The following is a 26,053-nucleotide window of genomic DNA, read 5'->3' on the forward strand; positions in this document are numbered from 1 at the left end:
TACGCAACGCTGTTGCTAAATTTTCTCGGTGATCGAGATGAGCAGAGGTCGACGGGTGGCGGCGCTTGTCGCCCTGGCACTGGGTGGCGTCGCGATCGGCCTGACCGAGTTCGTGGCGATGGGCCTGCTGCCCGACATCGCACGCGGTCTGCTCTCGCGGGAGTACGCCCAGTCGTCGTCGGGAGCTGTCGCCCGAGCGGGTTGGATGATCACCGCGTACGCGCTCGGCGTGGTCGTGGGCGCGCCCCTGATCGCCGCGCTGAGCGCGCGCCTGCCCCGCAAGAGGCTCGTGCTCGGGCTGCTCGTCCTCTTCGCCGTCGGCACGGTCGGCTCCGCGGTCGCCCCCACCTTCGACCTGGTGCTGGTGGCGCGGTTCGCGGCGGCGCTCCCGCACGGCGCGTACTTCGGCGCGGCCGGCCTGCTCGCGGCGTCGCTGATGGGTCCCGGTAACGAGGCCCGGGGCTTCGCCACCGTGCTCAGCGGCCTGACCGTGAGCAACGTGGTCGGCGTACCCCTCATCACGCGGCTCGGGCAGGCGACCAGCTGGCGGGTCGCGTACCTGGTCATCGCCGGTGTCTTCGTGCTCACCCTGCTGGCGGTGCTGGCGGTCGTCCCGGAGGTCGCCGCGGCGGCCGACGGCTCGCCGGCTGCCGAGCTGCGGTCGCTGCGCACCTCGCAGGTCTGGCTGGTCGCCGCGACGGGCGCGGTCGGTTTCGCCGGATTCTTCGCGGTGGACAGCTACATCGCGCCGGTGACCACCGACGTCGCCGGGCTCTCCGCCGCGACGGTGCCGTGGGCGCTTGTCGCGGTGGGCCTCGGCATGACCGTCGGCAATGCTCTGGGCGGGTGGTTCGCGGACCGTGACCTGCGGCGGAGCATGGTCATCGGGTTCGTCGCGATGATCGTGAGCATTACCGCGTTCAGTCTCGTCGCGGCAAACCCGGTCGGCCTGTTCGTGGGGGCGTTCCTGGTCGGTGCGACGAGCCTCTATCTCGGCCCGGTCCTGCAGGCCCGCCTGATCACCGTCGCGCCGGGCGCGCAGCTGATGGGTGCGGCGGTCAACCAGTCGGCCATGAACATCGCCAACAGCCTGGGCGCCGCCCTGGGCAGCGTCGCCATCGCCGCCGGGCTCGGTTATCTCGCGCCCGCCCGGGTGGGCGCGGTCCTCGCGGTCCTCGGGTTGGTCCTGGGGCTGGTCAGCTTCGCCGTCGGTCGGCGGACGCGCGAGCGGGTCCCGGCCACCGTCGCGAGCTGAGGTGGCCGGAGACCCACGGCGGGCGGTTCAGAAGTCGTCGACGTTCACCGTCACCCGATGGGCGCTCGACCTCCAGTTGGGCACGTTGAGCACGGCGTGGCCGCCGCCGCGTTGACCCACGGTGATCCCGACGAGGCCGAGGTGCGCCGGGGCGGCCGGGATGAACACGTCCATGCCCGTGATGAAGGTCTGGCTGAAGAACTCCGGCAGCGGGGCGGACAGGTCGGTCACACCGTCGCTGCCGTCGTCGAAGGCGAAGATGCCGATCGTCCTCTTGGCGCGTGGCGTGTTCGCCGCGTTCAGGACATCCCTGCCGTTGATCCAGAGGTGGTCGCCGGCGTCGCCCTGGTCGCCCCACCACTCCTTCTGGCGCTGGATCGTCAGCGCCGTGTGTCGGTCGCTGGTGTCGACGAGCGCGCTGAGGCCCTCGCCCGGCACGCTTGTCGCGAGGCGCAGGAACGAGTCCGAGCGGCGGAACGGCTGGAAGTAGAAGTGGTGCGTCGGCGCGCCCGCGCGCACGATCGCGAACTCGTAGCGGGCCGTGGCGAGGACCGGCACGGGGCCGAACGCGCCGTCGCCGCTCAGGGGCGCCCGATGCGCGGGCCGCTGCGACAGCCGACCGCCGGTCAACGGGTTGACCGGGTAGACCTCCAGGGTCGCGTCGGTGACGCCCACGTTGCTCGGGAAGAGCACCGCGCGGCCGGAAACCCGGGCGGTGCCGAAGAGCTGCGGCACGATCCGCGTCGTGTGTGGCGGGCGACCACGCAGGAATCGGAAGATCTCGTCGAACGACTCCGGCGACGACACGGTCTGGGTGTGTGACTGGTCGGGGAGGTGCACGTTCGTCGCGCCGACGATGGCGCGGGCCGGGTCGCCCTCACCCCAGATGGCGAGGGTGGGCACCCCGCCGGGTGGGGTCGTCGCGGTGCGGCCGTCCAGGTTGACGTAGTGCGCCACCCGGGCCGCGCGCGCCGGTGAGCTGTTGAGGTAGCCCTGCATGACGAAGGTGCCCAGCGAGTGCGCGAGCAGGTCGACCCGATCCGCGCCGGTCGCCGCCAGCAGGCGGGTGATCCGCGCGTCGAGCCCCGCGTACACCTGGGGCAGGATCGTGGCGATGTTCGGCGAGTCGTACTCGTGGGCCTCGATGACGTCGATCGGATAGCCGTTGCTGGTCAGACGTTTGGCCTGGGACTGGAACTGCGCCGCCGATCCCGCGCTGCCGTGCACGAAGACCACCGGACGGTACGCCGGCGGGGCGGCGGCCTCGGCGGCACGCGGGACGGGGGTGACGGACAGGCTGGCGGCGAGCGTGACCCCGGCCACCGTCCAGAGCAATCTCCGGCGAGACGTGTGCATCGATCCTCCACCGTTCGAGACGAAGTATTTGCACTGCTAGCGCAAGTATCGTGTCAGTGTGAGGTTCGGCGGTCCACACCTTCCGCACATGCTCAGGCGACCTCTTTGGCGAGCAGGTCGCCGACCGCCGCGCGTACCGGATCGGGATTCGACCAACTCCAGTTGGGGTGCGCGCGGTTGGTGAGCAGGGCGAGGACGAGCTTGCGGCGGGGATCGACCAGGAGCGAGGGGCCGGCGAAGCCGGTGTGACCGAAGGTCCGGGCCGAGGCGAGCCGGCCCATGAACCAACTCTGGTTGAGGACGACGCCGAGGCCGTGGGCGGCGGTCCGGTTGGGCCGCTCCGGGTCGACGGCGGGTTTTCCGGCGTTGTGGTCGGTGAGCATCCGGCGCACGGTGGCCGCGCCGAGGATCCGCTTGCCCCGGTGGGTGCCTCCGTCGAGGAGCAGTTGACCGATGGCCGCGAGGTCGGTGGCGGTCGCGAAGACGCCGGCGTGACCGGCGACGCCGCCGAGGTGGTTGGCGACGTCGTCGTGGACGGTGCCACGGAGCAGGCCGCGCGACGATCGGGCGTCGGTGGCGACGAGTCGGCCGGTCTTCGCGGTGCTCGACAGCCACGTGTTGGGGGTGAAACCGGTGTCGCGCAGGCCCATTGGGCCGGTGAGGTTGCTCTTGAGCGCCTGGTCGAGCCGCTGGCCGGTGACCTTCTCGACGATCTTGCCGGCGACCATGAGCCCGACGCTGGAATAGCGGAACGTGTCCCCGGGCACGGCGCCGGAGACCAGCCCGGTGGTGAGCACGGCGTTCCAGCGGGCCGCGTTGTCGGCGAGGCCGGTGACCTTGGCACCGACGGGCAGGCCGCTGGTGTGGGTGAGCAGCATCTCGACGGTGACGCGTTCCGTGCCGGTCCCGGTGAAGCCCGGCAGGTAGTCGCGGACCGGGGCGCCCAGGTCGACGCGGCCCTTGTCGACCTGCTGCAGCAGCAGGATGGCCGTGTAGACCTTCGTCACCGAGGCGAGGTCGAAGATGGAGTCGGGGTGCATCGCGACACGCTGGCCCGCCGGGAGCAGCTTCGGGCCGGCGCCGTAGCGCAGCGCCTCCCCGACGGCGATGTGCACAGTCGTCTTCCCATCGACCAGGACGACCGCGACGGCACCGGGGAAGCCCTTGTGCGCAACTGTCTGCCCGGTGGCGGGGAGGTGCTTGCGCAGCAGCGCCGTCACGCCCTGCGCGTACCGGGCCTGGCCGGCTGGCACGCCACCCGGTGTCGCGGTGGCGCTCGGCGAGCCGGACGGCGCCGCGCTGTTGCCCGCCGAGCCGAAGCCCACCCGGTTTCCGGCGGCGTCGGTCGCGGTCGCCGCGTCGCCGGGATCGCCCAGGCCGGGCGTCGTGGCGCCGTCGTCGGCGCAGCCGGCAAGGGCGGAGGTCACGGCGGCCAGACCGCCCCCGAGCAGAGTGCGACGCGCAATGGGCATGCCGGGAATCGTGACAGTTGACATCGACGTCCGCCAACCGAGTCCTCCCACCTCGGCCATGCCCATCCGCCGTTCCACAGCTAGTCACCATGCGGACACGTTCGGTAAATGTGCGGTGCTTGTGCAACGATCGGCGGGCGTCACCCCGACCGACCATCAATACCCTTGGAGAGCACGATGTCCCTCTCCCGCGCCCGGATCTTCGCCGAGCTGAACGCGGTGCGACCCCCCGACCAGCCGACCCCGGTGCTGGGCACGGCAGTCGTGGTCGGCGGCAGTGTCGCCGGCCTGCTGGCCGCTCGCGTGCTCTCCGACTACGCCGACAGCGTCGTCATCATCGACCGGGACGACCCGCAGGTGAGCGGCGCGCGCCCCGGCGTACCCCAGGGGACGCAGCTGCACGCGCTGCTGCCCGGCGGCTTCCTCCAGTTCGAGCGGCTGTTTCCGGGCTTCCGCGAGGAGGCCCTGGCGCGCGGTGCGGTCGAGGCGCCGCCCGCGGCCAGGCGCAACTACCTCGACGGTCGCCTGCGGGTCGTCGTCCCGGACGACGCCGACAGCCTGGCCGGCAGCCGGCCGCTCCTGGAGGGACTGATCCGCCAACAGGTGCTGCGACTGCCGAACGTCAAGACGGTCACCGCCCGTGCCACGGGTCTCGTGTTCGACGGCACCGTGGTCACAGGCGTGCGCTGCGACGTCGGTGGGGTGCTCGGCGTGGAGAGCGGCGACCTCGTGGTGGACGCCATGGGGCGGTCGAGCAAGCTGTCGGCCTGGCTGGAGCAGGCCGGCTGGGACCGACCGGTCACCCGGCGGATGACCGTGCACCTCAACTACGCGACAGCCCTGTTCCGCCGCCCGGAAACGGCCCCGTCCTCGACTGTCGCACTGGCGCTGAACACCCCGAAGATGGCCTCGGACGTGGCCGGCGCCGCGTTCTTCGCCATCGAGGACGGTCGGTGGATGGCCATGATGGCCGGCTACGGGGACAACCGCCCCGGCAGCACGGCGCAGGATTTCGTCCGCCGACTACGGGAGCAGTTTCCGCCCGAGTTCGGCGACGTCGCCGGCCAGGAGATGCTCGGCGACGTCCAGACCTACCACCACGCCGACAGTCGGCGGCGGGACTTCCACGCGCTGGGGCGGTTCCCGGGCGGGCTCGTCAGCGTGGGCGACGCCGTCGCGTCGTTCAACCCGGTCTACGGGCAGGGCATGACGGCGGCGGCCCTGCACGCGGCCTGCCTGTCGACGTACCTGCGCGGCCGGCCGGACCTGACCGCCCCCGCACGTGAGTACTTCGCGTTGCAGAAGATCGTTGTCGACGCCGCGTGGTCGACGTCGACCTCGGCCGACCTGGCGCTGCCGCACGTCGACGGGCCCTACCCGCGCGGGCACCGGATCACCAGCTGGGCCAGCCGGCAGATCATCGCCGCGACCGTCACCGACGTGGCGATCGCGCGACGGTTCAACCAGGTCGTCTCCATGCGGGAACACCCACTCACGCTGGCCCGGCCCGGTGTGCTCCTCGGCGCCCTGCGGGCCAACCAGCGCGCACGCTGACCAGGGGCTTTGACACAGGGCCTAGCGGGGCAGCTTGCGCAGGATGTCGACGACGAAGCGGTGGTCCTCCACCTGCGGGAGCCCGGACACGCCGACCCAGCCCACCACGCCGGTGCCGCGTACGCGCAGCGGCACCGCACCGCCGGCCGCCGCGTACCGGGAGGCCGGCAGACCGAACTTCTCGGCCAGCGTCACCTGCTTGTCCTGGCACAACCGGGCCATGTAGAGCGAGGAGTGCTCGAACCGCATCACCACGCGCCCCTTGCGACGCAACCACCCGTCGTTGTCCGCCGTCGACCCGGGCAGGCCACAGTGGAACAGCTGCCGACCGGCCCGCCACACCCCCACCGAGACCGGCAACCGCTGTTCCCGGGCGGCGGCGACGGCGAGTTGCCCCAACTCGTACGCGTCGGTCTCGGACAGGCCCGCGAGCTCCAGCTCGGTCTCCTCGCGCAGCAGCTCGTCCAGCGTCGGCCACGATTCACGATCAGCTGACATGACTCTCCTCATCGTCCGTACCCGGCGATCACCAGGCGCAGGGCGCGTAGTCCTTCAGGAAACAGCCGTACAGGTCCTCGCCCAGCTCGCCGCGGACGATCGGGTCGTACACCCGGGCCGCGCCGTCCACCAGGTCCAACGGGGCGTGGAAGCCCTCGTCGGCCAGCCGCATCTTCGTCGGGTGCGGGCGTTCGTCGGTGATCCAGCCGGTGTCGACGCTCGTCATCAGGATGCCGTCGGTAAGCATCTCCTGTGCGCTGGTGCGGGTCAGCATGTTCAGCGCGGCCTTGGCCATGTTCGTGTGCGGGTGCCCCGGCCCCTTGTAGCCGCGACCGAACTGGCCCTCCATCGCCGACACGTTCACCACGTACTTGCGTCGGGCCGACGCGGCCGCCATCGCCGGCCGGAGCCGGCTGACCAGCACGAACGGCGCGGTGACGTTGCACAGTTGCACTTCGAGCAGCTCGACCGGGTCCACCTCCTGCACCCGCTGGACCCAGCTGTTGACCGAGTCGAGATCGGGCACGAGACCCCCGGCGTCGATGGCGGTGGACGCGGCGATCCGCTCCGGTGAGGCGGAACCGCTGGTGAGCGCCAGCGCGGTGAGCGCGTGCGGGGTGAGCGCCGTCGACTGTGGCCCGGCGGTCAGGCTGCCCACCGGGCCGCCCTGGCCGTCCGGCTTGGCGAACGTGATCAGCTCCGGCAGCGGGCCGTCCGGCAGGGCCGCGGCCTCGGCGGCGATGAGCTGCGCGTACGCCCCGGGGGAGCGGCGGACGGTCTGCGCCGCGTTGTTGATCAGGATGTCCAGGGGGCCCTGGCTGCTGACCGAGTCGGCGAGGGCGATCACCTGGGCGGGGTCGCGCAGGTCGATGCCGACGATGCGCAGACGGTGCAGCCAGTCCCCGCTGTCGGGCATGGCGGCGAACCGGCGGACCGCGTCGTGCGGGAACCGGGTGGTGACCGTCGTGTGCGCGCCGTCGCGCAGCAGCCGCAGCGCGATGTACATGCCGATCTTCGCCCGGCCGCCGGTGAGCAGCGCGCGCCGGCCGGTCAGGTCGGTACGGGCGTCGCGGCGCTCCCGGTTGAGCGCGGCGCAGGACGGGCAGAGCTGGTGGTAGAAGGCGTCCACCTCGCGGTAGCGCTGCTTGCACACGTAGCAGCCGCGGGGGTTGTGCAGGAAGCCCGCCGTCTCGCCCGCGGCGGAGGACGCGAGCGGGATGCCCTGGGTCTCGTCGTCGATCCGCCCCGGTGCGCCGGTGGCGGTGGCCTCCGTCACCGCGCGGTCGGCGGCGAGGATGGCGTCCCGCCGTTCCTCGCGCCGCCGCTGCTTGATCACCTTGTAGAGCCGGGCGGTGGCCCGCTGCACCCGCACCACGTCCGGGTGGTCCGAGGGCAGCTCCTCCAACGCCTCGAAGACGCTGAGGCAGGCCTCCAGCCGGCTTCGGTCAATGCCCTCTTGACCGTTATCGGTAATGTTGTCCACCGTCATGCGTCTGTGTCTCGTCCCGTATCCCGTGCCGGTCCAGCCGGCCCGCCCCAAGTCCGACCCGAAACTGTACGCACCTCGTGGTCCGCGCCGCACCTCGCGTGCGCCTGTCGTCCTCGTGGCGGCGGTGGGGCCTCAGGCGTCGTCGGCGCGGCCGAGACGCCAGTAGCCCATGAAGGCGACCGCCCGCCGGTCCAGGCCCCGCTCGGTCACCAGGTGCCGGCGCAGGTTCCGGATGACGCCGGCCTCCCCGGCGAGCCACGCGTACAGCGGCGTCGCGGTCACCTCGTCGGGGACCTCCCACAGGATCTCGGTGTCGACGTCCACGTCCGTGACCGGCTGGTTCGCCCGCGCCGTCCCCGGGGTCAGCAGCTCTTCCGCCGCCACGGCGACGGCGGGCACCAGCTGGCTGCCATGGGCATCGACGCCTCGGGGCAGCCAGCGCACCTCGACGCCGGGGGGCGCGGCGAACGGCAGCACGTCGTCGCCGTCGGGCACCTCCAGCAGGACCACGCCCCGGGCCTCGCGGGGCAGGCGTTCGCAGATGCTGGCGATCGCCGGCACGGCCGTCTCGTCCCCGGCCAGCAGCAGGCTGCTCCCGGCAGCCGGGCGGAACTCGGCCCCGCCGTGGTCACCGTCGTAGGCGGAGTCCGGCCCGACGATGGCGATCTGGTCGCCCTCGCTCACGCGCCGCGCCCAGCGCGTCGCCGGCCCGCCGTCGCCGTGCAGCACCAGGTCGACGTCGACCTCGGCCAGGTGCGGTCGGACGGCCCGCACCGTGTAGGTACGGATCGGGGGGCGTCGGTGCTCGGGCAGGCTCCGCCAGGTCGCGTACCAGTCCGCGCCCTGGGGAAGATCCACCCCGCGCTCACCGGGCAGCGGCAGCGCCAGCTTGATCCGCTGGTCGTCACCGTTGTCGGCGAAGCGGTCGAGGTCCGCTCCGGTGAAGGTCACCCGGGTGAAGGACGGGCTGAGTCGGCGTACCGAGCGGACGGTGACGGCGAACACGCGGTACGGCGCGATGGGCAGGGTCTCGGTCATGGTGCCTCTCTCGACTCGGGCCGGCGTCTACCGGGTGGGGCTCGCCACGGCGCGGGAGCGCCACAGCAGCCAGACGAAGTACGGGGCGCCGATCATGGCCGTGACCAGGCCGGCGGGGATCTGGGCCGGAGCGATGACCGTCCGGCCGAGGGTGTCGGCGATGCTGACCAGCGCCGCGCCGAGCAGGGCGGCCACCGGCAGCACCCGGGAGTGCCGCCCGCCCACGAGCGCCCGCGCGGCATGCGGGGCGACCAGGCCGACGAAGCCGATGACCCCGACGGCCGAGACGGCGGTGGAGGTGAGCAGCGCCGCCGCCCCGAGCGCGACCAGCCGGGTGCGTTCCAGCCGGACGCCCAGCACCCGGGGGGTGTCGTCGTCCAGGGCCAGCAGGTCGAGGTCGCGACGGGCGGCGACCACGGCCGGGGTGAGCACCAGCAGGGCGATCAGCACCGGCAGCACCTGGGTGGGCATCCGACCGTAGGTGGAGCCGGACAGCCAGGTCAGCGCCTTGCCGGTGTTCCACGGGTCGAAGGCGACGACGAGGTACGTGATGACCGCCATCCCTCCCTGCCAGGCGCCGAAGCCGATCAGCACCAGCCGGTCGGAATTCAGCCCGCCGCGCCAGGCCAGGCCGTAGACCAGGGCGAAGGCGAGCATCGCGCCGAGTCCGGCGACGCCGGAGACGGCCCAGACGCCGGCCAGCGGCACGAAGGTGAGCAGGGAGACGGCCCCCAGCCCGGCGCCGGCGGTGATGCCGAGGATGCCGGGTTCGGCGAGCGGGTTGCGGCAGACCGCCTGCACCGTGGTGCCGGCGACCGCGAGCGCCGCGCCGGCCAGGACCGCCGCGGCGACACGCGGCCACCGCTGGTCCAGCACGAAGGTGTACGCGGGCCCGGTGCTGCCGTTGACCCAGTTGACGACGTCACCGAGCAGCACCCAGGTGTCGCCGGCGAGCATGCCGACCGTCACGGCGCAGACGGTCACCGCGGCGGTGACGGCGACGACGCCGCGGTGGAACGCGGCGGAGCGGACGGCCGCGTGCCCGCCGGGCGGGCGGCGGGTGGGGCCGGCGTCGCGGTGCCGGCGCGCCAGCCAGATCAGGATCGCCGCGCCGAACAGGGTGGTGACCACGCCGGTGGGGATGTCGACCCCGGCCTGCCCGCCCATCACGGCGCGCAACAGCACGTCCGAGCCGAGCACGATGATGACGCCGGCGATGCCGGACAACGGCAGCAGGATGCGGTGCCGGTGCACCCCCGGCACCACGGGGCCGAGCAGCCGGACGATCACCGGGGCGCACAGGCCGACGAAGCCGACCGGACCGGTGAGGGTGACGGCCGCGGCGGACAGCAGCACGGCCAGCACCATGACGGTGAGCCGGGTACGCCGCACGTCGAGCCCGAGCACGGTGGCGGTGTCGTCGCCGAGGGCGAGGATGTCGAGGCGGTGCCCGAGCAGCATCAACAGGACGATCGCGGCGACGATCACCGGGGCCAGTTGGGTGAGCGCGGTCAGGTCGCTCTGCACCAGTGAGCCGTTTCCCCAGGCGAACAGGCCGATGGTGGCCTGTTCGAACAGGAGCAGCAGCAGGGTGGTCACCGATCCGAGCGCCAGGGCGGTCGCCGAGCCGGCGAGGATCAGCCGGGTGGTGCCGGCCTGCCCGCCGGAGGACATCGCCAACACCAGGCCGGCGGCGGCCAACCCCCCGCAGAAGGCGAGGCCGCCGGCGGGCAGCGCGGGCAGCGAGACGCCGAACGCGGCCACCGAGACGATCGCCAGGTGGGCGCCCGCGTTGACCGCGAGGGTGTCGGGCGAGGCGAGTGGATTGCGGGCGATCGACTGCAATGCGGCTCCGGCGAACCCGAGCGCGACGCCGATGGCCAGCCCCGCGAGCAGTCGGGGCAGCCGGGCGGCGATCAGGACGCGGGCCGCCTCGTCGTCGGTGCCGGTCACGAGCCGCAGCAGGTCCGGGGCGCCGACGTTCGAGGTGCCCTGGGTGAGGTGCACCGCGCCGACCACGAGCAGCAGCAGGGTCGCGGCGACGAAGACGACGGCGACGCGGGGCGCGGCCGGGCGTCCGTCCGGAGCCGGCCGGGTGGCCGGCTCCGGACGTGGGGGTGCGCTGAGCACGCTCACACCGCGTACGTCTTGACGAGTTCGTCGATGTACTGCTTGCCGGAGAGCGGCCCGCCGAAGGTCCAGATGCCGTTGGGCATCTTGTGCAGGTTGCCCTGCCGCACGAAGGGCAGCGACTTCCAGATGGCGTTGCCGGCGAGACCGTTGGCGAACACGTCGTCGCCGTCGGAGGCGCTGTAGAAGAGGCGCAGGTTCGGATCCTTGAGCACCGTCATGCCCTCGACGTCGGTCTGGCCCAGGCCCCACACCTCGTCGGTCTTGCCGGTCCAGGCGTTGGTGAGGCCGAGCTGGATGCCGATCTGGGAGACCAGCGCGCCCTTGCCGAACATCCGGATGCTGACGGTGCTGCCCTCCTTCCAGCCGTCGGCGATGGCGAACGGCCGGCCGGCGGCTCCCGCGTCGGCGATCTTCTTCCTGCCGTCGGCGATGGCCGCGTCGAAGTCGGTGAGCAGCTTCTCCGCCGCGGTGGTCTTGCCGACCGCCTTCGCGATCATGGTGAGGTCGTTGCGCATCCGGGCGAGGTTGTCGGTGGCGTCGCTGCCCTTGGCGACCACGACGGGGACGTACTTCTCCAGTTGGCTGATCAGGGTGGCGCCCCGGTCGTCCTCCATCACGACGAGGTCGGGTTGGAGGGCGACGATCGAGTCGACGCTGGGCTCGCCGCGAGTGCCGACGTCCTTGACACTCGGGTCGAGCTTCGCGGCGGTGACCCAGGTGCCGTATCCCTTCGGGTCGGCGACGCCGACGGGCATGACGCCGAGGCTGACGAGCATCTCGACCTCGCCCCACTCCAGCCCGACGACCTTTGTCGCGGGGGCCTTGAGGGTGACCTCCTTGCCCCGGCCGTCGGTGAGGGTGACCGGGCCGCCGGCCGCCGCGGCGGAGGGGTCCGGCTTCGCGGCGTTCTCGGTGGTGCCGCAGGCGCCGAGCGTCAACGCGGCGACGACGGCGAGAAGGGCTGTGAAACGGGTACGGGTCATGACGGTCTTTCTCTGTTGCGGATGAAGGGGTGTTCAGACCAGGGCGCGGATCGGGTGCCGCCCGACCGGGCGGGTGGTGACAAGTCCGCTGAGCGGATCGGTGGTCACCTCGATGCGGATCCCGTAGGTCTCGGTGAGGGCGTCCTCGGTGAAGACCGCGGCCGGGGTGCCGGTGGCGCGGACCCGTCCGTGGTGCAACAGGACGACCTCGTCCGCCACGGCGGCTGCCTGGTTGAGGTCGTGCAGCACGACGCCGACGGCGACGTCGTGGTCGTTCGCGAGGTCCCGGACCAGGTCGAGGATCTCCACCTGGTAGCGCAGGTCGAGGAACGTGGTGGGCTCGTCGAGAAGCAGCACCGGGGTGTCCTGGGCCAGGCAGGTGGCCAGCCACACGCGCTGCAGCTCACCGCCGGACAGTTCGTCGACGGGACGCTCGGCCATCGTCGCGACGCCCGTGACGTCCATGGCGCGGGTGATCGCGGCGGGACCCTGCGGGTCCTCCGCGCGCCAGCGCCCCCGGTAGGGGTGGCGACCGTAGCCGACGACGTCGCGGACGGTGACCCCGCTGGGCACCGGCCTGCTCTGGGCGAGCAGGGTGACCCGCCGGGCGAACTCCCGGGCCGCGAGGCTGGCGGCCGTGACGCCGTCGGCGAGGTGCACGATTCCGGCCTCGATCGGGTGCAGTCGGGCCAGTGCCCGCAGCAGCGTGGACTTGCCGCTGCCGTTCGGCCCGACAAGTGCGGTCACGGCACCCGCGCGGAGGGTGATCGCGGCACCGTGCACCACCGGCACGCCGTGATAGCCCAGGTGGAGGTCGACGCCGGACAGGCTGCGCTCCCCGTTGACCGACGCCAACTCGTTCTGCATTAGGTGAGGCTAACCTAAGGAAATGCCCGCGTGTCAAGCCAGCGCAGGGGTCGCGGCCCGCCGGGCGCCCGTCGGTGGTGGGGATGGTGCACGCGTGAGGGATGCTGGTTCCGTGCAGATCAAGACCCTGGGCCCACTCGCCGTCGACGGCCGGCCGGTCCGGGGTGAACGCCTCGCGGCGGTGGTACGTGCGCTCGTCGATGCGCGGGGGCGCGCGGTCTCCACGAGTCTGCTCGTGGACGCCGTCTGGGACGGGACGCCGCCCGACGACGCCACCGGCGCCGTCCAGGCCCTCGTGTCCCGAGTCCGCCGCCTCGGCCTGCCCGTGGTCGCGGTGCCGGGCGGCTACCGGCTGCCCGCCGAGGAGGTCACCGTCGACGCGGTCGAGGCGCGCACGCTCGTCGACCGGGCGCGGACCGTGTTCCACTGTGGCGACGTCCGTGCCGCCCGCGGCCTGGCCGATCAGGCACGTGCCCTGTTCCCCGAAGTCCCGGAGCTGGTCACCAGCGAGGACACCCGCCTGTTCGCGGATGTCACGGCGCTGCGCGCGCAGGCGGCACTCGCCGGCGTCGGTGCGTTCGACGAGGTCGACCTGGGTCGGCTCGTCGCGCGTACGCCCCCGGACGAGCCGTCGGCCGCACTGCTCGTCCGGGTGCTCGCCGCCCAGGGGCGCGAGGCGGAGGCGCTGGAGGTGGTCGAGCGACTCCGGGCCGAGCTGGCCGACCGGTACGGCACCGACCCGTCCTCGGTGATCACGGACGTTCACCTGGCGTTGCTGCGCGGTGAACTCGCCGCACCGCCCGTCGCGGCGCCGCCCCGGAAACCGGCGCGGATCACGCTGCCCGCCGCGTGGCGTCGCCCCATGGCCGCCCTCGTGGGCCGGGAGCGGGACGTGAAGGCCGTCACCGACGGGCTCGCCGAGACACCTGTCCTGACGATCGTGGCGACCGGCGGGGCAGGCAAGACCCGGCTCGCCGCCGAGGTGGCGAGGCGTACGGCAGCGGCCGGGCGGGCGGTCCGCGTGATCGAACTCGCCGGCCTGCGCGCGCCCGAGGAGGTGCTGCCCACGGTGCTCGCCGCGCTCGGCGGTGCCGACACCACGGCGACCGGCGCCAACCTGGGCCTGGAGCGGCGGGTCCTCAGCCCCGAGGAGCGACTGCGCGCCGTGGCGCCCGACCTGGACGGGCTGCTGGTGCTGGACAACTGCGAGCACGTGCTCGACGCGGTGGCCGTCGTCGTCGCGGACCTGGTCGCGGCGGCCTCGCCGGAGGTCGCGGTGCTCGCGACGAGCCGCGCCCCACTGGGCCTGGTCGGCGAACTGGTCCACCGACTGACCGCGTTGCCGGACGCCGACGCGCTCGCGCTCGTCGAGTCCCGGGCACGGGCCGGCGGCGCCGTGCCGACCTGGGACACCGCGCGGGCGCTCGCGCTGTGCCACCGCCTCGACAACCTGCCGCTGGCCCTCGAGTTGGCCGCCGCGCGACTGCGGCACATGCCGATCGACGACGTGCTCGCCGGGCTGACCGACCGGTTCGCGCTGCTCGACGACGCCCTGCGCGGCCTGCCCGAGCGGCACGCGAGCCTGTGGGCGTTGGTCGACTGGAGCAGAGAGCTGCTCGCCGAGGACGACCGGGTCCTGCTTGAGCGGGTCGCGGCCATCCCCGCGCCGTTCACCGCGGACCTCGCCGCCGCCGTCGCGCACGCCCCGGACGTACGTCGCGGCCTGGCGACCCTCGTCGAACAGTCCCTGTTGACCCTGGTCGAGGGGGACGGCCCGCCGCGCTACCGGATGCTCGAAACGGTCCGTGAGTACGGCGAGGCCCGGTTGGACGCGGCCGGCGCCCGGGATCAGGCCATGGCCGGTCTGGTCAGGTGGGCGCGGGAGCAGGCCGTCGCACTGGCCGGGCACTTCGTCGGCCCCGGCCAGGTCGAGGCGTTGCACCAGTGCGCCGCTGAGCAGGACAACCTGGTCGCGGCCCTGCGGTGGGCGATGGGAGCGGACGACGAGCCCGCCGCCGTGGACGTCGCCACCGCGCTGTTCCACCTCTGGTCGGTGCGTGGCCTGCACCTTGAGGTCCTGGCCTGGGCGCGCGGGCTGCTGCACATCGACGAGCCGCAGCGGCGGCTGCGGTCGGCGATCCTGCGCGGCACGGCCAGCGGCCGGCCACTGCCCAACGCCGAGCGGCTGGCCTGGATGTGCGTGGTGATCAGCGTCAACGCCGGCGTCAGCGCCGACCTGCGGCCCGCCGTGCTCGCCCGCCGGGCGCTGCGGACGCTGCTGGCCGAACGTCCCGCCGCGGTGTCGTCCCGGCTGACCGCTCTCGCGTCGGCGCTGCCCGGCTTCGACCTCTCCGACCTGGAGAAGAACCTGAAGAGCGCGACCGAGATGATCGCGCACCCGGACCCGTACGTGCAGGGGCTCGGGCTGTTCGCGCGCGCGGCGGTCCGGGAGAACGGCGGCCTGCCGGAAGCGTCGATCGGCGACGCCGAGCAGGCGTACCACCGCTTCGAGGCCGCCGGCGACCACTGGGGCATGGCGATGGCGGCCGGTGCCGTCGGGCAGTTCCTCGTCCCGAGCGGGGATGCCCGTTCGGCGGAATGGCTGACGCGCAGCGTGCAGCACATGGAGTTGGTCGGCGCCGCACAGGACGCGCGGTCGATCCGGGTCCGGCTGGACGCGCAGCTCGCCCTCGCCGGCGACGCGGACGCGGAGCGGCGACTGGGCGAGACGGCCACACTGGGCCAGTCCGAGCAGATCGACGCCGCGCAGGCGTTCCTCGGCCTGGCCCGCCTCGCCTGGCAGCGCAAGCGGTACGACGACGTGCTCGCCCACGCCGACGAGGTGACCCGCATCCTCGCCGGCTGGAGCGGGCCGCTGCCCCAGCCGCGCGTGATGCTGCGGACCACGGCGGCGATCCTCTACCTGCGGGTCGCCGAGGCTCGGCGGGTGTCGGGGAACGACGCCGCGGCCCAGGCGACCGCGATGCTGTCGCTTGTCCGCGACGACGCGCTGACCTCACGGGACCTGCCGGTGATCGGGGCGTGGGCCGCGGGCGGCGCGGAGCTCGCGGCGTACCGGGATGACATCGCCACCGCCCGCGAACTGTCCGCACTCGCGAAGCGGATCGGCAGCCAGATCGAGATGTTCTTCCCGTCCGAGAACGGCGAACGGCTCACCGCCCTCCTCGGTGACGAGGAACAGCGTGAGCCGTTGCTTGCCGCGTGGCGCGAGCGGCCACCCGCCGCGGTCGTCGCCCGGATCCGCGAGCTGATGGACGACCTGCTCGCGTAGGTCAGATCTTCTTGCGGTACGCGCGCAGCGCCAGCGGCATGAACAGCACCACGAAGCCGGCGCACCAGGCCAGCGTCCACCACACGTGGTTGCCGAGCGGGGCGCCGAGGAACAGGCCGCGCACCGACGCCACCAGGTGGGTCATCGGGTTGACGTCCACGAACGCCTGCATCCAGCCGGGCAACGTGTCGGCACCGACGAACACGTTCGACGCGAAGCTCAGCGGCATGATCAGCGCGAACATCACACCCTGCACGGCACCCGCGGTCCGCACCTTCATCGACACGAGCACCGGCAGCCAGCTCAGGCAGAGCGCGAACAACACCGCGAGCAGACACCCGGCAACCGCCCGGAACGGGTCGGTCTCGATCCGGAAGCCCATCACGTAGCCGATCGCGAGGGTCGACACCGTGACGATCACGTACCGGACGACATCGCCGAGAACCGCGCCGACAAGTGGTGCGGAGCGGGGGATCGGCAACGACCGGAACCTGTCGAAGATGCCCTTGGCGATGTCGGTGTTCAGGTTGACGCCGATCGCGATGGCGCCGGTGGCGATGGTCTGCGCCAGGATGCCGGGCAGCAGGAACTGCAGGTAGTCGTGGGTCGATCCGGCGACCGCGCCGCCGAAGACGTACACGAAGATGATGAGGAACAGCACCGGCTGCAGGGTCACGTCGATGAGTGCCTCGGGCGTACGCCAGGTCTTGATGAGACTGCGCTTGGCCAGCGCCAACGAGTGCCGGACCAGCCGGAACGGTCGCGGGCTCGGGGCGGTCGTCGAGAGCGCCCGATTCCTGGTGGGTGGTGCGTCGATCAGAGTGCTCATGCCGCGACCTCCGTGGGGCGGGTGGTGTCGTCTTCTGCTGCCGTACGCCCTGTGAGGGTGAAGAACACCTCGTCGAGGCTCGGCAGGTGCAGGGATAGTTCGGTGACCGCGATGCCGGCGGAGGCGAACCGCGCCACGCTCTCGGTCAGGGCCGCGTCGTCGGTGACCGGCACCGCGAGCACGCCCTTGCGGATCTCGTCGGCGGGCGCGCCGGAGCCGACCTCGGTCAGGATCGCGGCGGTCCGGGGCAGTTGCGCCACGTCGGCCGGACGGACCTCCAGGGTCTGCCCGCCGACGACCCGCTTGAGCCCTTCGGGGGTGTCGTGCGCGATCACCCGGCCGTGGTCAATCACCGTGATCGCGTCGGCGAGCGCGTCGGCCTCCTCCAGGTACTGCGTGGTGAGCAGCACCGTCGAGCCGTTGCCGACAAGCGAGCGGACCACGTCCCACATGTCCTCGCGCTTGGCCGGGTCGAGGCCTGTCGTCGGCTCATCCAGGAAGATCACGTCGGGGGAGCCGACGAGGCTGGCGGCCAGGTCCAGCCGGCGCCGCATGCCGCCGGAGTAGGTCTTGGCCGGCCGGTTCGCGGCGTCGGTCAGGTCGAACCAGTCGAGCAGCTCGGCGGCCCGCTTCCGTGCGCCCGTACGCCCCAACTCCAGCAGGGTGCCGAACAGCTCCAGGTTCTGCCGCCCGGTCAGGTCCTCGTCGACCGAGGCGTACTGGCCGGTGAGGCCGATACTCTGCCGAACGCGCTCGGCGTCCCGTACCACGTCGAAACCGCCGATCCGGGCGGTTCCGCCGTCCGGGGCGAGCAGGGTGGAGAGGATGCGGACGGCGGTGGTTTTGCCGGCGCCGTTGGGGCCGAGCACCCCGAGCACCGTCCCCCGGGGAACCGCGAGGTCCACGCCCTGCAGCGCCCTCGTCTTTCCAAATGTCTTCACGAGGCCCTCGGCCTCGATCACCAGGTCAGCTGTCATGCGGACAGCCTGCACGGCTCTGCTGACACCGCCCCGACACGCCACCGACACCGGCTGACACGGGCAGCGGGCGGTCCCTGGCCCTCCGCGCAGCTTGATCGACTCGACTTTCGCGAGATCGCGGTATCCACACGCCCGCGACACCCCGACCCCAGCAGAACCGAGTCGATCAAGCCGCGCGCACGCGGGACCAGGTCAGGCCGCGCGGTACGCGCCCACGGCCAGCGTCCGCGTGCGCGAGGGTCGTCGTCCGGCTGTCGTCGTGTGTAGGTTGCGGACGTGACGAGAAGCGAGCGAATTGCGGACCAGCTGGACCGGCACTGGCAGAAGAACCTGCGGCCCCGGCTGGACGGTCTAACCGATGAGGAGTACTTCTGGGAGCCGGTTCGTGGCTGCTGGAGCATCCGTCCACGCGGCACGTCGGCCGCACCGATGTCGGCAGGTTCGGGGGAGTGGACGATGGACTCCGCGTCCCCTGACCCGGTGCCCGCGCCGGTGACCACGATTGCCTGGCGGCTGGCGCACATCATCGTCTCCTGCCTGGCCTATCGGGTCGAATGGCACTTCGGCGGCCAGGAGGCCGACTCGCTTGCCTACGCGGGGACCGCCGACGAGGCGCTGAAACAGCTCGACGAGATGTACGGCAGGTGGGACGCGGGGGTCCGCGACCTCTCGGACGTCGACCTGGAGAATCCGCCCACTGTGGGTCCCGAACGGTTTCCCCTGGAGGGCATCGTGCTGCACGTCAACAGGGAGCTGATCCACCACGGCGCCGAGATCTCCCTGCTGCGCGACCTCTACCGCTGGCAGGACTGAGCGTGTCGCTCCGTCGGGCGGTTGTCTACGGGTAAAGGAGGGCCGATGGGCCGCACGGTGTTGAGCATGAGCGTGTCGTTGGACGGCTTCGCCGCCGGCCCTGACGTCACCCATGAACAACCGATGGGCAGAGGCGGTGAGCGCCTGCACGAATGGCTGTTCCAGGCTGACGAGGATCGCGCTGTGGCCGCCGACGGCGTCACCCCGGTCGGGGTCGACGCCGCGCAGGTACGAGAGCGTCATGACACGACCGGTGCCGTGGTGATCGGCAAACGGACGTTCGATGTCGGCGTGGACCTGTGGCAGGACACTCCGTTTCCGGTGCCGTGCTTCGTGGTCACCCGCGAGTCACGCGACCCGTTGCGGATGAGGAGCGACGTCTTCACATTCGTCGACGACGGGCTCCACAGCGCGCTGCGCCAGGCGCGACAGGCAGCGGGCGACCGGAACGTCCTCATCATGGGTGGGCCCACCACATGTCGACAGTTCGTCAAGGCCGGGCTGGTGGACGAGATCCACGTCCAACTCGTACCTGTGTTCCTCGGTACCGGCACGCGCCTGTTCGACGACCTCGGCACCGCCCCCATCGCACTCGAACGGACCGCGGTGATCGAATCGCCACACGTCACGCACCTGCGCTTCCGTGTCCCGAGGTGACCGCTCGGCGTCGGCCGGCCCGTGGTGCGGACTCGACGTCCGCCGTACGGACCGGCCGGCGCTCGCACGGCCGCACCGATTGTCGAAGTCGCGATATGCTGGCGGCGGCAGAGCGCCTGCCCGCGCCCGATGTGGTGGCCCACGCCCGACCGCATGCCCGGGGCCAAGAGTCTCCGACTCCGCGCCGTTGTGTCGACTCCCGGCGTGCCGGTCACGCCGCCTGTTCGGTGGAGTGCGTGGGGCTGCACCGGAGGCGTCATGTCTGATTCCACCCCCCGCCGAACCTCAGCCCCGGGACGCGCCCGCAAGCGCGCCATCCGCGAGCACGCCGCCCAGACCGGTCTCGCCTACTCGGTGGCTGCCCGCCACCTCGAGTCGGTCGGTCTGCGACCCGGCGAAACCCTCGCCACGTACGGGCGGACGATCTACCCGATCGGGTTCGACCCGCATCGCCAGCTGCTCGTCGAACGCCGCGAACGGCGGTCGTTCGAGGAGCGGGTCTCAGACACGAGGCGGGCAGCGGCCCTACCCGGGGGCCGCGCCGAACACCTCGCCGAGCGCTTCCCGCCCAGCCGTGGGGGTACCGGAACCGGGGTGGGTGTGCTCTACCACGGCGAGGGCCGGCAGGAACTGCTCGCGATGCTGTACATCGTGGTCGCGACAGAGTCGCCAGGACTGCTGCCCGTGGTGGGGGATCTCGCCTGGATCGCGGAGCTGGGCGAGGACACCGCGCTCGACACGGCCTGCGCCGAAGTCGACCGCGAGGCCCGCCGACTACTCGACCAGGAGCCGCTGGGGCTCTGGTCGAGCATCCAGAAGGCGCTGGACATCGCCGGACACAGCGCGGACGGGCAGGTACGCCAGGAGGCGATCCGGCAAGCCGCGCTCCTGCACACGATGATGACGCCACACCTGGGGTACGCGGGTGAGCCGTACGTGGAAGGGTTGCCGGTCGTCGGTGCCCGCCAGACCCTCGACGCGCTGCTCATCGTCGCCGACGACGGACATGCGTCAGGCACCCGAGTGCGCCTGCTCACCCAGCCGAACGACGCGCGCTCCGGCACGATCATCGGTGCCAGGTGGGGATCATCTGGTCCGCCGGTGGGCTATCTCGTCTGGCTAGACGGAGCGACCGCGCCGCTGTCGGTCTGCCCCGAGGATCTGATTGTCCTGGCCGGCCAGGAAACCATTCCCCGCTGAGCCGGACTGGCCTACGCGCGGACCGGCCGGGCTCCTGGGGAGGGAGCCCGGCCGGTGGGGTCGACGCCGTCGTAGCGCTGTCCGGAACGCAGCGGGGGGCGTGCTGCCACGGGAGCGGTACGAACGGCGCGACCGCTCTCCGCGCGGTGGTCCGCCTGCTCAGCTCGGCAGACGACCCCGCGTGGAGACGAAGTGGTACGACATGACGGCGAACCCGGGATCGCGGACCAGCCGGCGGAAGGCGTGCAGTTGTTGGGGCGCCAGTCCGGCGGCGAGCAGGTCGGGCTCCAACTGGCGGGAGTTCGTCTCGTAGAGCGACGTCCCGGTCGATCCACCGGCCCAGCTCTGCGAGTGGGTGATGGTGTCCAGCTCGGTGAGGCCGGCGAGGGCCATCTCGGTGTGCACGTCCTGCGCCCAGCCCAGGTCTGCGCCGTGGTCCTCCAGGACACCCATCATGGCGTCCATGACCTGCGCGAAGAGCTTCGCGGCGTCGTCGGTCGGCGCGGTCAGCACCCGCGGCAGCGCGGTGCAGTCGAACTCCTCGACCACCAGCCACCCGCCGGGAGCCAGTGCGCCGGTGAGCGTCCGGAGGACCCGCCGTCGATCGGGGAGGTGCAGCAACACCAGCCGGGCGTGGATCAGGTCGAACGCGTCCCCGGGCGGCGGTTCGGTCCGCACGTCGTGCCGGCGTACGCGCAGGTTGCCCTCCGCGCGGAGGTGCGTGGGATCGATGTCGGTGGCCAGCACGCGGCCCTGGCCGCCGGTCGCGCGGGCGATCCGCCGGGCCATCGAGCCGCCACCCGCCCCGACCTCCCAGCAGGTAGCGCCGGGTCGCAGCACCGGGCGGGCCAGGCGACGCGTCGTGATCGGATCCAGGAAGGACTCCAGCGCGTGCATCTGGGCGACGGCGTCGGGTGCGCCGTTGTCGAACGTGTACGCGCCATCGCTCGTAGCGGTTGTCATGGGTGTCTACCTCTCCGAGAAGGGTGACTACGGGGTGTCGGCCCAGAGCCGAGGGGCCGCCCGGTTGGGTGGGGGTGGCGGAGCGGCGGCGACGCTCAACATCGCCGCGAGCGGCGCCGGATCGACGCGGGCCTCGGCCGTCGGTCGGTCGTAGACCACCCGGCCGTACTCCAGCACCGCCACCCGGTCCGCGATCTCGATCGCGTGCTGGAGTTGCTGCTCCACGAGCAGCACGGTCAGGCCGTCGGCGGCGAGACCGTTGACGAGTTCACGGACCCGCGCCGCCAGATCGGGCGAGAGGCCCTCACACGGTTCGTCGAGCAGCAGGACCCGTGGTTGGCCGAGGAGGGCGCGGGCGATCGCCAACATCTGCTGCTCGCCGCCGGAGAGTTCGCCGCCACGGTGTCGCAGCCGTGCCGCCAACCGGGGCAGCAGGTCGAGGGTGCGGGCCACCGTCCAGCCCTCGCCACCGGGGGCGGCGGCCCGCCACGGTGCGGCCGCCAGGTGCAGGTGCTCGGCCACGGTCAGTCGGGAGAACACCCGTCGGCCCTGCGGGACGAGTCCGACGCCGGACTGGGCGACGCGGTGTGGTTGTCGGCCGGCCACGTGCACACCGCCGATCTCGATGCGACCGCTGGAGGCCCGCACCAGCCCGGCGATCGTGTGCACGAGCGTGCTCTTGCCCGCCCCGTTGCGACCCACCACGGCCTGGATGCTGCCGGGACGCACCCGCAGGCTGACCTCGTGCAGCACCATCCCTCCGGCGTAGCCGGCGCACAGGCGATCGACCGACAACATCAGGCCACCCCGTCGGCGTAGGCCTGCCGCACCAGCGGCGAGGAGCGGATCTCGTCAGGCGTCCCGGCGGCCAACGTCCGGCCGTCGCGCAGCACGGTCACCGTGTCGGACAGGGCGTACACCAGGTCCAGTCGATGTTCGACAAGTAACACCGCGACGGCCCGGGGCAGTGCCCGGAGCAGCTCGACGAGCCGGCCGACCTCGACGGCGGACAGCCCGGCCGCCGGTTCGTCGAGCAGCAGCAGGCGGGGGCGACCGGCAAGGGCCATGGCGATCTCCAACTGGCGTCGTTGCCCGTGGGCGAGGTGCCCGGCGGGCACCGCCGCGACATCCGCGAGCCCCATCTGGTTCAGCAGTGGGCCGGCCAGGTGCTGTGCGGCGCGTCGGCCTCCGCCCGGCCACCACCGGCGGCGTGGGATGACCCGTGGCAGAGCGGCCACCACCACGTTCTCCGTCGCGGTGAGGGTCGCGAAGACCGCCGGTCGTTGGTGGATGCGGTTGATGCCCCGCCGCGCCCGGGCCGCCGGACCGAGCCGGCCGATGTCCCGTCCGTCGAACCGCACGGTGCCGCGCTGCGGTTTCGTGGCACCACCGAGGACGTTGAGCAGTGTCGTCTTACCGGCCCCGTTCGGGCCGATCAGCGCGTGCCGCTGACCGTCGTGGATGCACAGGTCCACGCCGTCGAGCGCGGCGAGCGAGCCGTACCGCACGCTGACCTCCTGGGCGTCGAGCAGGCCGGTCATCGGCGCAGCTCCCCGACGGTGGCCTGCTCCTGGGCGACGGACGGGTCCGGCCGTGGTGCCGGGACGCCCGACGGGCGCAGCCTGCCCCGGGCCCGGATGCCGCCGCCGGGCAGCAGGTAGACCGTCGCCACGAACAGCAGCCCCAGCACCAGCGGCGCGTGGCCGGGCAGCACCCCGAACAACCAGTCCCGGACGGCGATGACGAGCGCCGCGCCCACCAGGGCGCCACCGACCGAGGCGGTGCCGCCGATGACGACGCCGAGCAGCAGCAGCGCGGACGTGTCGAAACCGAAGTCGGCGGGGGAGATGTACTGCTGGGCGACGACCAGGAGCGAACCGGCCGCGCCGGCGATCGCCCCGGCGGCGACGTGTGCGCCGGAGACGTAGAGCGGCACCCGGTGACCGCTGGCCCGCAGCCGCGTCTCGTCGTCCCGGCCGGCGCGCAGCAGCAGCCCCGCCCGGGTCCGCAGCAGCACCAGCACCGCGCCGACGAGCGTGGCCACGACGACCAGGGCGTACAGGTAGCGTGCCTGGTCGCTGGCGAGCGGCGGGAGCCCCCAGAACGGACGGACCGCGGCGATGCCGGCCAACCCGTCGGTGCCACCTGTCACCGACCGCCAGCGGCCGAGGACGGTGACGGCGAGTTCACCGATGGCCAACGTGATCATCAGGACGATCACCCCCCGGGCGTGCACGACGAGGGGCACGGTCAGCGCGGCCAGCACCGCCCCGGCGGCCGCCGCGACGGCGAGCTGCACGACGCCGACGTCGGAGACCCGGCTGCCGACCACGGCACACGCGTAGGCGCCCGCCGCGTACGGCGCGGTCTGCCCGAGGGTGGGCATGCCGGCGACGCCGGTGAGCAGGGCCACGCTCACCCCGACCAGGGCCAACGCCAGCGTCCGGGCGAGGATCGACGTGGTGTAGTCGTCGACCACCCAGGGCGCCACGACCAGGCCGGCCAGGACGAGCGCCGCGACGGCGCCCCGCGCCCGCCGAACCACCTCGTCTCTCATGCCGCCCTCCACCTGCCGGCCAGGCCCCGCGCCCGCACGGCCAGCACCGCCGCCATGGCGGCGAACAACAGGAACGGCGCGGCGGACGGCAGCAGCGCCACGCCCAGCGTCTGGATCTCGCCGATCGCGAGCGCCGCCAGCAGGGTGCCCCCCATCGACCCGAGACCGCCGAGGACGACGACCACCAGGGACAGCAACAGGACGGTGTCGGCGGTGCCCGTGCCGGGACCGATGATCGGCGCGCCAAGGACCCCGGCCGCACCGGCCAGCGCGCCGGCGGCGGCGAGCACACCGGTGCGGATCCGCGCCGGGCTCACGCCCAGACAGGCGACCATCTCCGGGTCGTCGACCGCCGCGCGGACCAGCATCCCGGCTCTGGTGCGCCGCACCACCAGGTAGAGCGCGACGGCGAGCACCGCCGCGACGACGATGAAGACCAACCGGTACGCGGCGTAGCGGTGCCCGGCGACCACCACCGATCCCTCCAGGAGGGCGGGCACCCGGACCTGCGGATCGTCGGGCCCGAAGCCGGCGACGAGCAGGCTGCCGCCGGCCAGCGCCACACCGAACGTCAACAGCGCCTGACCGAGGTGGTTGCCGGTGGCGACAGGTGTGAGCAGGCCGGCCAGGAGCGCACCGGCGGCGGCGGCGGCCAGCACGCCGACGAGCAGCGCCAACGCCAGGCTGGCCCAGCCACCGTCGAGCACCGCCGCGGCGGTGTAGCCGCCGATCGCGTAGAGCAGGCCGTGTGCCAGGTTGAGGATGTTGGCGACGCCGAAGCAGAAGACCAGGCCCGACGCGGCGACGAACACGAGCAGCCCGTAGGCGACCCCGTCCAGCGCCGGGATCAGGTACGGGTCGATCCGGTTCAGGCCGGCCGCCACCGCGGTCACCGGCCGACGGTCGCGAGGTCACCCACGACGGTGTTGGACAACGCGCGGCCGTCCTGGCGGACCTGCCGCAGGTACCACTTCTGCACCGGGGAGTGCGTGGTGGTGGAGAACTGCCAGGTGCCACGCGGGCTGGCGATCTGACCGAGCTGGCCGATGGCCGTGTTGATGGCGTCCGGAGTCGGGTTGCTCCCGGCGGCGCCGACCGCCCGGTCCAGGACGGCCGCCGCGTCGTACGAGGCGAGCGCGTAGGTCGTCGGCGACCCGTCGTGCTTGGCCTTCCACGCCGCCACGAAGGCGCGGTTCTCCGCGTTGTCCAGGTCGGGTGAGTAGTTGAGCACCGAGAAGATGTCCCGGGCCGCGTCGCCCTGCGCGTTGAGCACGCCGCCCTCGGTGAGGAACCCGGCCGCGTACAGCGGGACGTCCTTGATCTCGGACTGCGCGTACTGCTTGACGAAGTCCACGGCGGCGCTGCCGGCGTAGAAGGTGTAGACGGCCGCCGCGCCGGAGGCCTTGATGCGGGCGAAGTACGGGGTGAAGTTGGTGGTGGTTGGAAACGGGGTGAAGGTGGTCTTGCCGTCGGTGTTCGCGAGTTTCCCGCCGATCTTGCCGAACGTGTCGGTGAACCCCCGAAGCTCGTCCCAGCCACCCTGATAGTCCGGGCCGATCGCGTACACCGAGCCCTGCACGTTGTCGCGGACGTGTTGGGCGATCGCCTCCCCGGGCTCGTCGGAGAGGTACGAGGTGTGCCAGACCCGGGAGACGTCCTTGAGTTCCGGTCGCCCGTTGGAGCCGACGAGCGGCACCTTTGTCTCGTCGAGCAGCGGGGTGACCCCGGCGACCGAGCCGCCGCCGACGATGCCGGTGAGCACTGACACCCGGTCCTGCTTGAGCAGTTTGGTCGCCGCCGGGACCGCGGTCTGGGCGCCGTTGCCCTCGTCGGCGACGATGAGGTCGACCTGTCGACCGCCGAGCTTGCCGTCGTGGGTGTCCAGGTAGAGCTGGAAGCCGTCGCGGATCTCCGTACCGACCGCCTGGTACGTCCCGGACAGCGACGCGAGCAGGCCGATCTTTATCGGGCCGCCGGCACTCGTGCCCGGCGCGTCGTCGCCGCAGGCCGTGCTGGCGGTCAGGACGACCGCGAGCAGAGTGGCGGTGAGGGCATGGCTGCGCCCAGAGGTGAGGTGAGGCATGTCTGAACTCCAGAGGAAGAGGGTCTCCGGCGTG

General features: G+C 72.5%; 22 protein-coding genes. 6 read left to right on the plus strand and 16 right to left on the minus strand.

Features of this window, described 5'->3' with window-relative positions; genetic code table 11:
* Positions 1–37: 37 nt before the first annotated feature.
* Positions 38–1,255 (plus strand): MFS transporter, encoded by a 1,218-nt coding sequence (locus tag ACGFH8_RS19195; RefSeq protein ID WP_393368588.1) that lies wholly within the window; start codon positions 38–40, stop codon positions 1,253–1,255.
* A 27-nt stretch (positions 1,256–1,282) separates the two neighbouring features.
* On the opposite strand, the gene ACGFH8_RS19200 is transcribed toward ACGFH8_RS19195, so the two are convergent.
* Both ACGFH8_RS19200 and ACGFH8_RS19205 read right to left on the minus strand, forming a co-directional pair.
* On the minus strand, positions 1,283–2,611 hold the full coding sequence (locus tag ACGFH8_RS19200) for an alpha/beta hydrolase (RefSeq protein WP_393368591.1): 1,329 nt from the start codon (positions 2,609–2,611) through the stop codon (positions 1,283–1,285).
* Between the two features lie 92 nt (positions 2,612–2,703).
* Positions 2,704–4,083 carry a serine hydrolase domain-containing protein gene (locus ACGFH8_RS19205; RefSeq protein WP_393368592.1) on the minus strand — a complete coding sequence of 460 codons (1,380 nt, stop codon included), beginning with the start codon at positions 4,081–4,083 and terminating at the stop codon, positions 2,704–2,706.
* Positions 4,084–4,260: 177 nt separating this feature from the next.
* On the opposite strand from ACGFH8_RS19205, the gene ACGFH8_RS19210 reads away from it, so the two are divergent.
* Positions 4,261–5,637, plus strand: a complete 1,377-nt coding sequence (locus ACGFH8_RS19210; protein WP_393368595.1) for an FAD-dependent oxidoreductase — start codon at positions 4,261–4,263, stop codon at positions 5,635–5,637.
* 21 nt (positions 5,638–5,658) lie between these two features.
* On the opposite strand, the gene ACGFH8_RS19215 is transcribed toward ACGFH8_RS19210, so the two are convergent.
* From ACGFH8_RS19215 to ACGFH8_RS19240, 6 genes are all read right to left on the minus strand, one after another.
* The gene (locus tag ACGFH8_RS19215) at positions 5,659–6,135 is read right to left on the minus strand and encodes a heme-degrading domain-containing protein (protein WP_393368597.1); all 477 of its coding nucleotides are present in this window, start codon (positions 6,133–6,135) and stop codon (positions 5,659–5,661) included.
* A gap of 28 nt (positions 6,136–6,163) precedes the next feature.
* Positions 6,164–7,624, minus strand: a complete 1,461-nt coding sequence (locus ACGFH8_RS19220) for an SDR family NAD(P)-dependent oxidoreductase (protein ID WP_393368600.1) — start codon at positions 7,622–7,624, stop codon at positions 6,164–6,166.
* Positions 7,625–7,756: 132 nt separating this feature from the next.
* A complete protein-coding gene (locus ACGFH8_RS19225; RefSeq protein WP_393368603.1) occupies positions 7,757–8,662 on the minus strand; it encodes a siderophore-interacting protein in 906 nt (301 codons plus the stop codon).
* A gap of 27 nt (positions 8,663–8,689) precedes the next feature.
* Positions 8,690–10,798: an iron ABC transporter permease gene (locus ACGFH8_RS19230; protein ID WP_393368606.1), complete on the minus strand. Its 2,109-nt coding sequence runs from the start codon at positions 10,796–10,798 to the stop codon at positions 8,690–8,692.
* The gene (locus ACGFH8_RS19235) at positions 10,795–11,778 is read right to left on the minus strand and encodes an ABC transporter substrate-binding protein (RefSeq protein ID WP_393368609.1); all 984 of its coding nucleotides are present in this window, start codon (positions 11,776–11,778) and stop codon (positions 10,795–10,797) included. Before ACGFH8_RS19235 ends, ACGFH8_RS19230 begins: the two co-directional genes overlap by 4 nt.
* A 33-nt stretch (positions 11,779–11,811) precedes the next feature.
* Positions 11,812–12,645: an ABC transporter ATP-binding protein gene (locus ACGFH8_RS19240; RefSeq protein WP_393368612.1), complete on the minus strand. Its 834-nt coding sequence runs from the start codon at positions 12,643–12,645 to the stop codon at positions 11,812–11,814.
* 112 nt (positions 12,646–12,757) lie between these two features.
* Between ACGFH8_RS19240 and ACGFH8_RS19245 the strand changes: the two genes are divergently transcribed.
* The gene (locus ACGFH8_RS19245) at positions 12,758–15,937 is read left to right on the plus strand and encodes a BTAD domain-containing putative transcriptional regulator (protein WP_393368614.1); all 3,180 of its coding nucleotides are present in this window, start codon (positions 12,758–12,760) and stop codon (positions 15,935–15,937) included.
* A 1-nt stretch (position 15,938) separates the two neighbouring features.
* Here ACGFH8_RS19245 and ACGFH8_RS19250 read toward each other — a convergent pair whose 3' ends face one another.
* Positions 15,939–16,766, minus strand: coding sequence for an ABC transporter permease (locus ACGFH8_RS19250; RefSeq protein WP_393368617.1), 828 nt, complete (start codon positions 16,764–16,766; stop codon positions 15,939–15,941).
* Positions 16,763–17,743: an ATP-binding cassette domain-containing protein gene (locus tag ACGFH8_RS19255; protein WP_393368620.1), complete on the minus strand. Its 981-nt coding sequence runs from the start codon at positions 17,741–17,743 to the stop codon at positions 16,763–16,765. Before ACGFH8_RS19255 ends, ACGFH8_RS19250 begins: the two co-directional genes overlap by 4 nt.
* A 279-nt stretch (positions 17,744–18,022) precedes the next feature.
* On the opposite strand from ACGFH8_RS19255, the gene ACGFH8_RS19260 reads away from it, so the two are divergent.
* From ACGFH8_RS19260 to ACGFH8_RS19270, 3 genes are all read left to right on the plus strand, one after another.
* Positions 18,023–18,559, plus strand: coding sequence for a DinB family protein (locus ACGFH8_RS19260; RefSeq protein ID WP_393368622.1), 537 nt, complete (start codon positions 18,023–18,025; stop codon positions 18,557–18,559).
* Positions 18,560–18,604: 45 nt separating this feature from the next.
* Positions 18,605–19,216 carry a dihydrofolate reductase family protein gene (locus ACGFH8_RS19265; protein WP_393368624.1) on the plus strand — a complete coding sequence of 204 codons (612 nt, stop codon included), beginning with the start codon at positions 18,605–18,607 and terminating at the stop codon, positions 19,214–19,216.
* Between the two features lie 258 nt (positions 19,217–19,474).
* Positions 19,475–20,416: a hypothetical protein gene (locus ACGFH8_RS19270; protein WP_393368627.1), complete on the plus strand. Its 942-nt coding sequence runs from the start codon at positions 19,475–19,477 to the stop codon at positions 20,414–20,416.
* A 159-nt stretch (positions 20,417–20,575) separates the two neighbouring features.
* Here ACGFH8_RS19270 and ACGFH8_RS19275 read toward each other — a convergent pair whose 3' ends face one another.
* Genes ACGFH8_RS19275 through ACGFH8_RS19300 form a run of 6 tightly spaced genes read right to left on the minus strand, consistent with a single transcriptional unit; the run spans position 20,576 to position 26,019 of the window.
* Positions 20,576–21,379 carry a methyltransferase gene (locus ACGFH8_RS19275; RefSeq protein WP_393368630.1) on the minus strand — a complete coding sequence of 268 codons (804 nt, stop codon included), beginning with the start codon at positions 21,377–21,379 and terminating at the stop codon, positions 20,576–20,578.
* A 27-nt stretch (positions 21,380–21,406) separates the two neighbouring features.
* Positions 21,407–22,177: an ABC transporter ATP-binding protein gene (locus ACGFH8_RS19280; RefSeq protein WP_393368633.1), complete on the minus strand. Its 771-nt coding sequence runs from the start codon at positions 22,175–22,177 to the stop codon at positions 21,407–21,409.
* A complete protein-coding gene (locus ACGFH8_RS19285; RefSeq protein ID WP_393368636.1) occupies positions 22,177–22,920 on the minus strand; it encodes an ABC transporter ATP-binding protein in 744 nt (247 codons plus the stop codon). The genes ACGFH8_RS19280 and ACGFH8_RS19285 overlap by 1 nt, the downstream gene beginning before the upstream one ends.
* Positions 22,917–23,936 (minus strand): branched-chain amino acid ABC transporter permease, encoded by a 1,020-nt coding sequence (locus ACGFH8_RS19290; protein WP_393368639.1) that lies wholly within the window; start codon positions 23,934–23,936, stop codon positions 22,917–22,919. The genes ACGFH8_RS19285 and ACGFH8_RS19290 overlap by 4 nt, the downstream gene beginning before the upstream one ends.
* Positions 23,933–24,829, minus strand: a complete 897-nt coding sequence (locus ACGFH8_RS19295) for a branched-chain amino acid ABC transporter permease (RefSeq protein ID WP_393368642.1) — start codon at positions 24,827–24,829, stop codon at positions 23,933–23,935. The genes ACGFH8_RS19290 and ACGFH8_RS19295 overlap by 4 nt, the downstream gene beginning before the upstream one ends.
* Positions 24,826–26,019 carry an ABC transporter substrate-binding protein gene (locus tag ACGFH8_RS19300; protein WP_393368644.1) on the minus strand — a complete coding sequence of 398 codons (1,194 nt, stop codon included), beginning with the start codon at positions 26,017–26,019 and terminating at the stop codon, positions 24,826–24,828. Before ACGFH8_RS19300 ends, ACGFH8_RS19295 begins: the two co-directional genes overlap by 4 nt.
* Positions 26,020–26,053 lie beyond the last annotated feature (34 nt).

The organism is Micromonospora sp. NPDC049175, from assembly GCF_043197345.1.
Taxonomy (GTDB): domain Bacteria; phylum Actinomycetota; class Actinomycetes; order Mycobacteriales; family Micromonosporaceae; genus Micromonospora.

Coding starts and splice junctions, on each gene's coding strand:
- ACGFH8_RS19290 (WP_393368639.1), bottom strand. CDS start 23,936: ATGAGAGACGAGGTGGTTCGGCGGGCGCGGGGCGCCGTCGCGGCGCTC.
- ACGFH8_RS19265 (WP_393368624.1), top strand. CDS start 18,605: ATGGGCCGCACGGTGTTGAGCATGAGCGTGTCGTTGGACGGCTTCGCC.
- ACGFH8_RS19280 (WP_393368633.1), bottom strand. CDS start 22,177: ATGTTGTCGGTCGATCGCCTGTGCGCCGGCTACGCCGGAGGGATGGTG.
- ACGFH8_RS19270 (WP_393368627.1), top strand. CDS start 19,475: ATGTCTGATTCCACCCCCCGCCGAACCTCAGCCCCGGGACGCGCCCGC.
- ACGFH8_RS19210 (WP_393368595.1), top strand. CDS start 4,261: ATGTCCCTCTCCCGCGCCCGGATCTTCGCCGAGCTGAACGCGGTGCGA.
- ACGFH8_RS19235 (WP_393368609.1), bottom strand. CDS start 11,778: ATGACCCGTACCCGTTTCACAGCCCTTCTCGCCGTCGTCGCCGCGTTG.
- ACGFH8_RS19250 (WP_393368617.1), bottom strand. CDS start 16,766: ATGAGCACTCTGATCGACGCACCACCCACCAGGAATCGGGCGCTCTCG.
- ACGFH8_RS19255 (WP_393368620.1), bottom strand. CDS start 17,743: ATGACAGCTGACCTGGTGATCGAGGCCGAGGGCCTCGTGAAGACATTT.
- ACGFH8_RS19225 (WP_393368603.1), bottom strand. CDS start 8,662: ATGACCGAGACCCTGCCCATCGCGCCGTACCGCGTGTTCGCCGTCACC.
- ACGFH8_RS19205 (WP_393368592.1), bottom strand. CDS start 4,083: ATGCCCATTGCGCGTCGCACTCTGCTCGGGGGCGGTCTGGCCGCCGTG.
- ACGFH8_RS19220 (WP_393368600.1), bottom strand. CDS start 7,624: ATGACGGTGGACAACATTACCGATAACGGTCAAGAGGGCATTGACCGA.
- ACGFH8_RS19215 (WP_393368597.1), bottom strand. CDS start 6,135: ATGTCAGCTGATCGTGAATCGTGGCCGACGCTGGACGAGCTGCTGCGC.
- ACGFH8_RS19300 (WP_393368644.1), bottom strand. CDS start 26,019: ATGCCTCACCTCACCTCTGGGCGCAGCCATGCCCTCACCGCCACTCTG.
- ACGFH8_RS19285 (WP_393368636.1), bottom strand. CDS start 22,920: ATGACCGGCCTGCTCGACGCCCAGGAGGTCAGCGTGCGGTACGGCTCG.
- ACGFH8_RS19195 (WP_393368588.1), top strand. CDS start 38: ATGAGCAGAGGTCGACGGGTGGCGGCGCTTGTCGCCCTGGCACTGGGT.
- ACGFH8_RS19240 (WP_393368612.1), bottom strand. CDS start 12,645: ATGCAGAACGAGTTGGCGTCGGTCAACGGGGAGCGCAGCCTGTCCGGC.
- ACGFH8_RS19275 (WP_393368630.1), bottom strand. CDS start 21,379: ATGACAACCGCTACGAGCGATGGCGCGTACACGTTCGACAACGGCGCA.
- ACGFH8_RS19200 (WP_393368591.1), bottom strand. CDS start 2,611: ATGCACACGTCTCGCCGGAGATTGCTCTGGACGGTGGCCGGGGTCACG.